The 4,927-nt window shown below is 60.0% G+C and carries 12 protein-coding genes; all 12 read right to left on the bottom strand.

The window, feature by feature from the left end:
* On the bottom strand, positions 1–150 hold a 150-nt coding region (rpmD, locus tag AC3IFE_RS19170), incomplete at its 3' end, for a 50S ribosomal protein L30 (RefSeq protein WP_489191580.1).
* Between the two features lie 15 nt (positions 151–165).
* On the bottom strand, positions 166–684 hold the full coding sequence (gene rpsE, locus AC3IFE_RS19165; protein ID WP_006752931.1) for a 30S ribosomal protein S5: 519 nt from the start codon (positions 682–684) through the stop codon (positions 166–168).
* 14 nt (positions 685–698) lie between these two features.
* Complete coding sequence (gene rplR, locus AC3IFE_RS19160; RefSeq protein WP_006477183.1) at positions 699–1,064, bottom strand: 50S ribosomal protein L18; 366 nt, start codon at positions 1,062–1,064, stop codon at positions 699–701.
* Positions 1,065–1,076: 12 nt separating this feature from the next.
* Positions 1,077–1,607 (bottom strand): 50S ribosomal protein L6, encoded by a 531-nt coding sequence (gene rplF, locus AC3IFE_RS19155; protein ID WP_089466458.1) that lies wholly within the window; start codon positions 1,605–1,607, stop codon positions 1,077–1,079.
* Between the two features lie 18 nt (positions 1,608–1,625).
* Positions 1,626–2,021 (bottom strand): 30S ribosomal protein S8, encoded by a 396-nt coding sequence (rpsH, locus tag AC3IFE_RS19150; RefSeq protein WP_006477185.1) that lies wholly within the window; start codon positions 2,019–2,021, stop codon positions 1,626–1,628.
* A gap of 14 nt (positions 2,022–2,035) precedes the next feature.
* Positions 2,036–2,341, bottom strand: a complete 306-nt coding sequence (gene rpsN, locus AC3IFE_RS19145; RefSeq protein ID WP_006482884.1) for a 30S ribosomal protein S14 — start codon at positions 2,339–2,341, stop codon at positions 2,036–2,038.
* 7 nt (positions 2,342–2,348) lie between these two features.
* Positions 2,349–2,888: a 50S ribosomal protein L5 gene (gene rplE / locus AC3IFE_RS19140; RefSeq protein ID WP_006477186.1), complete on the bottom strand. Its 540-nt coding sequence runs from the start codon at positions 2,886–2,888 to the stop codon at positions 2,349–2,351.
* 16 nt (positions 2,889–2,904) lie between these two features.
* The gene (gene rplX / locus AC3IFE_RS19135; RefSeq protein WP_006477187.1) at positions 2,905–3,213 is read right to left on the bottom strand and encodes a 50S ribosomal protein L24; all 309 of its coding nucleotides are present in this window, start codon (positions 3,211–3,213) and stop codon (positions 2,905–2,907) included.
* Positions 3,214–3,222: 9 nt separating this feature from the next.
* Entirely contained in the window at positions 3,223–3,591 is a 369-nt protein-coding gene (rplN, locus tag AC3IFE_RS19130) for a 50S ribosomal protein L14 (protein ID WP_006482918.1), read from the bottom strand.
* 309 nt (positions 3,592–3,900) lie between these two features.
* The gene (gene rpsQ, locus AC3IFE_RS19125) at positions 3,901–4,173 is read right to left on the bottom strand and encodes a 30S ribosomal protein S17 (protein ID WP_006477189.1); all 273 of its coding nucleotides are present in this window, start codon (positions 4,171–4,173) and stop codon (positions 3,901–3,903) included.
* Positions 4,170–4,364: a 50S ribosomal protein L29 gene (rpmC, locus tag AC3IFE_RS19120; RefSeq protein WP_006400652.1), complete on the bottom strand. Its 195-nt coding sequence runs from the start codon at positions 4,362–4,364 to the stop codon at positions 4,170–4,172. The genes rpsQ and rpmC overlap by 4 nt, the downstream gene beginning before the upstream one ends.
* Positions 4,365–4,373: 9 nt before the next feature.
* Positions 4,374–4,790 carry a 50S ribosomal protein L16 gene (gene rplP / locus AC3IFE_RS19115; protein ID WP_006482873.1) on the bottom strand — a complete coding sequence of 139 codons (417 nt, stop codon included), beginning with the start codon at positions 4,788–4,790 and terminating at the stop codon, positions 4,374–4,376.
* Between the last annotated feature and the right edge of the window lie 137 nt (positions 4,791–4,927).

The following is a 4,927-nucleotide window of genomic DNA, read 5'->3' as shown; positions in this document are numbered from 1 at the left end:
GTTGATCATGCCGCGGACCGCCGGCGTGTCCTGCAGCTCGCTAACCGAGTTGAGTCGGCGCAGGCCCAGGCCACGCACGGTCGCGCGGTGCGATTCGCGGGTCCCGATCAGGCTCTTCACGAGCTGAACCTTGACAGTTTTTTCAGACATGGTGACCACCCGGGCTTAGCCCAAAATATCTTCGACGGACTTGCCGCGCTTCGCCGCGATGTCTGCCGGGGTCGACTGCTTGCGCAGGCCGTCCAGCGTGGCGCGAACGAGGTTGTACGGGTTCGTCGAACCGTGGCTCTTCGCCACGACGTTCTGAACGCCCATCACGTCGAACACTGCGCGCATCGGGCCGCCGGCGATCACGCCCGTACCTGCCTTCGCCGGAGCGAGGAGGACCGCGGATGCGCCGTGCTTGCCGTGCACTTCGTGCTGCAGCGTGCCGTTCTTGAGCGGCACCTTGAACATGTTGCGGCGAGCTTGTTCCATTGCCTTCTGGACAGCGACCGGCACTTCCTTCGCCTTGCCCTTGCCCATACCGATGCGGCCATCACCGTCGCCAACCACGGTCAGTGCGGCGAAGCCGAGAATACGGCCACCCTTCACGACCTTGGTCACGCGATTGACCGAAATCATCTTTTCGCGAAGGCCGTCGTCGCGCTCGTCAGCCTGAACTTTCGCTTGCATCTTTGCCATGACGAATTCCTTCCTTAGAACTTGAGCCCAGCTTCGCGAGCTGCCTCAGCCAGCGCCTTGACGCGGCCGTGGTAGCGGAAGCCCGAGCGGTCGAAGGCGACGGATTCGATGCCGGCAGCCTTTGCCTTTTCGGCAATACGCTTGCCGATCAGCGTCGCGGCATTGACGTTGCCGCCCTTGCCCGACTTGTCGGCCAGTTCTGCGCGCACTTCCGCTTCGAGCGTCGACGCGCTGGCGAGCACCTTGGTGCCGCAGGGCGAGAACACTTGAGCGTAGATGTGCGTGTTCGTGCGATGCACGGCGAGACGCGCGACCTGCAGCTCAGCGATCTTGATACGCGTCTGGCGAGCGCGGCGCAGGCGAGATTGAGTCTTATCCATGATTGCGCACCCTTACTTCTTCTTCGTTTCTTTGAGGATCACAACCTCGTCGGCATAGCGCACGCCCTTGCCCTTGTAGGGCTCCGGCGGACGGTAACCGCGGACTTCCGCAGCCACTTGACCGACTTGTTGCTTGTTGATCCCCTTGATCACGATTTCGGTTTGCGTCGGGGTTTCAGCCTTGACGCCTTCCGGCATCTGGTGCACCACCGGGTGCGAGAAACCCAGCGACAGGTTCAGCTTGTCGCCTTGCGCTTGCGCACGGTAACCGACGCCAACCAGCGTCAGCTTGCGCTCGAAACCCTTGGTCACGCCGTGCACGGCATTCGCGATGATCGCGCGCATCGTGCCCGACAGTGCATTTGCTTCGCGGCTTTCGTCGACCGGCGACAGATTCAGCGTGCCGTCGTTGTTCGCCACGTTCACGAGCGGATTGATCGCTTGCGTGATGGTGCCCAGCGGGCCCTTGACGATGATTGCACCGTCGGCCAGCTTGACTTCCGCGCCTTGCAGCGCGATCGGGCTCTTACCTACTCGAGACATGTTTCTCTCTCCTCGGCTTTAAGCGACGTAGCAGATGACTTCGCCGCCGACGCCGGTAGCGCGCGCCTTGCGGTCGGTCATCACGCCCTTCGGCGTCGACACGATTGCCACACCGAGGCCATTCATGACCTGCGGAATGTCGTTACGGCCGCGGTACACGCGCAGACCAGGCTTCGACACGCGCTCGAGGCGTTCGATGACCGGGCGACCTGCGTAGTACTTCAGCGCGATATTCAGTTCGGACTTCGCACCTTCCGCCTTCACGGCGAAATCGTCGATATAGCCTTCGTCCTTCAGGACTTGCGCGATTGCAACCTTGACCTTCGACGAGGGCATCGCGACCGATACCTTCTCGACCATCTGCGCGTTGCGGATGCGAGTCAGCATATCGGCGATAGGATCACTCATGCTCATTTACGTTTCTCCTATTACCAGCTCGCCTTGGTCAGGCCAGGAATCTCGCCACGGAATGCGATTTCACGAATCTTGTTACGCGCGAGGCCGAATTTACGGAACGTGCCACGCGGACGGCCCGTGATCGCGCAGCGGTTACGCTGGCGGGTCGGGTTTGCGTTGCGGGGCAGTTGCTGCAGCTCCAGGCGTGCTTCGTAGCGCTCTTCTTCCGACTTGCTTTGGTCTTCGACGATCGCCTTCAGCGCTTCGCGCTTTGCTGCGAACTTCGCGACCAGGCGGGCGCGCTTCTTTTCACGTTCGATCAGTGCCAGTTTAGCCACGGTAACCTCAGTTTCTGAACGGGAACTTGAAGCTGGCGAGCAGAGCCTTTGCTTCGTCGTCGGTCTTCGCAGTCGTCGTGATGCTGATGTTCAGCCCACGCAGTGCGTCGATCTTGTCGTAATCGATTTCGGGGAAAATGATCTGCTCTTTCACACCGATGTTGTAGTTGCCACGGCCATCGAAAGCACGACCCGACACACCGCGGAAGTCACGCACGCGGGGCAGGGCAACCGTCACGAAACGGTCGAGGAATTCGTACATCGCCTGGCCACGCAGCGTCACCATCGCGCCGATCGGGTAACCCTGGCGGATCTTGAAGCCTGCGATTGCCTTGCGAGCCTTCGTGACGACCGGCTTCTGGCCGGCGATCTTCGTGAGGTCGCCAACGGCGTTCTCGATGATCTTCTTGTCAGCGATCGCTTCGCCAAGACCCATGTTCAGCGTGATCTTGGTGATGCGCGGCACTTCCATGACCGACTTGTAACCGAACTTCTCGATCAGGCCGGGCACAACCTTTTCTTTGTAAAACTCTTGAAAACGAGCCATTTTTTACTCCGCTGCGTCAGGCGCTCAGTACGGCACCGGTCGTCTTCAGGAAGCGAACCTTCTTGCCTTCCTCGACCTTGATGCCAACACGCGACGCCTTGCCATTCGCGTCGACCAGTGCGACGTTCGAAATATGCAGGGGCATCGTCTTCGCTTCCACGCCGCCCGTCGTACCCTTCATCGGGTTCGGCTTCACATGCTTCTTGACGAGGTTGATACCTTCAACCGTCACATGTTCAGCACCGACAGCCAGCACGACGCCGCGCTTGCCCTTGTCCTTGCCAGTGACGACGATGACTTCGTCACCTTTGCGAATCTTGTTCATCGCGACTCCTTACAGCACTTCCGGCGCCAGCGAAACGATCTTCATGAATCGTTCGCTACGCAGCTCACGCGTCACCGGCCCGAAGATACGGGTGCCGATCGGCTCGAGCTTGTTATTCAAAAGCACAGCGGCGTTGCCGTCGAACTTGATCAGCGAGCCGTCTTGACGGCGCACGCCCTTGGCGGTGCGAACCACCACGGCGTTGTAAATTTCGCCTTTCTTCACGCGCCCGCGCGGCGTTGCCTCTTTGACGCTCACCTTGATGATGTCGCCAATGCCGGCATAACGACGCTTCGAGCCGCCGAGCACCTTGATGCACAGGACTTCACGTGCACCCGTGTTGTCGGCTACTTCGAGCCGAGATTCGGTCTGGATCATGGTTTGTCTTTCCCAACTTAATCCGGATGCACCACCATGATGCATTCGGTCAGTCTTGGTCCCGTCAGCCAATCGGCTGCTTGGGTTGGAACAGCAGCGACGGCAAACGAAACCCGCCATCGCAATTCGGTGAATCTTTCGGACAGGCAGGCGCCAGTCCGCTTCCCCCACCAACTTCGCCCGCGACGGGGCTCCCATAAAGAGGGAAGACCAGGATTATAACAAATAATCCTGGTCCCGCAAGCAAAAACTTTGCGATTTCAAGCACTTCGTGGAGAAGTGCCTGTTACTGCCTACTGCGCTGTCCGCTTAGATGACGCGAGCAGCTTCGACGAGGCGCGACACCGTCCAGGCCTTCGTCTTCGAAACAGGACGCGTTTCCTGGATTTCGACGAGATCGCCTTCGTTGTAGGTGTTCGCTTCATCGTGCGCGTGGTACTTCTTCGAGCGCACGACATACTTGCCGTAGATCGGATGCTTGACGCGGTGCTCGATCAGCACGGTGACGGTCTTGTCCATCTTGTTGCTGACGACCCGACCGACCAGCGTCCGCTTCAGCGAGGTTTTCACGCTATCGTTCATTTCTGGTTCGCCTTCTGAGTCATGACGGTCCGCACACGTGCGATGTCGCGACGAACCTTCTTCAGCTGGCTCGTGTTCGTGAGCTGCTGGGTCGCGAGTTGCATGCGCAGGCCGAATTGCGCCTTCAGCAGGTCCGCCAGCTCCTTGTTGAGCGCGGCCTGGTCTTTCTGGAGAAGTTCGGAAGCCTTCATGTTTTCTCCTTAGGCGCCGAGCTGGCGCACGATGAATGCCGTCTTCAGCGGCAGCTTGGCTGCGGCCAGACGGAACGCTTCGCGTGCCAGTTCTTCGGTTACGCCGTCCATTTCATAGAGCATCTTGCCCGGCTGAATCTCGGCGACGTAGTACTCCGGGTTACCCTTACCGTTACCCATACGCACTTCGGCCGGCTTCTGCGAAATCGGCTTGTCCGGGAAGATCCGGATCCAGATGCGGCCGCCACGCTTGATGTGACGCGTCATTGCACGACGCGCCGCTTCAATCTGACGTGCGGTCAAACGACCGCGACCGATCGCCTTCAGACCGAACTCACCGAACGACACTGCGTTGCCGCGCGTCGCCTTGCCGGTGTTACGACCCTTCTGCTCTTTACGATACTTTCTGCGTTTCGGTTGCAGCATCGTTATTCTCCAGTCTTGCCGTCTTCGGGCTTGCCGGCGCCACGGCGCGGTGCGCCACGACGAGCACCCGGAGCGCCGCCTTCGCCGTCACGGCGCGGACGACGGTCGCCCGGACGCGCATTGCGACGCGGACGCTT

This window comes from Burkholderia sp. APQ4-4ca (assembly GCF_057837105.1).
The sequence above is the reverse complement of the archived record's forward strand: the minus strand, read 5'-3'. Positions and strand labels throughout refer to the sequence as shown.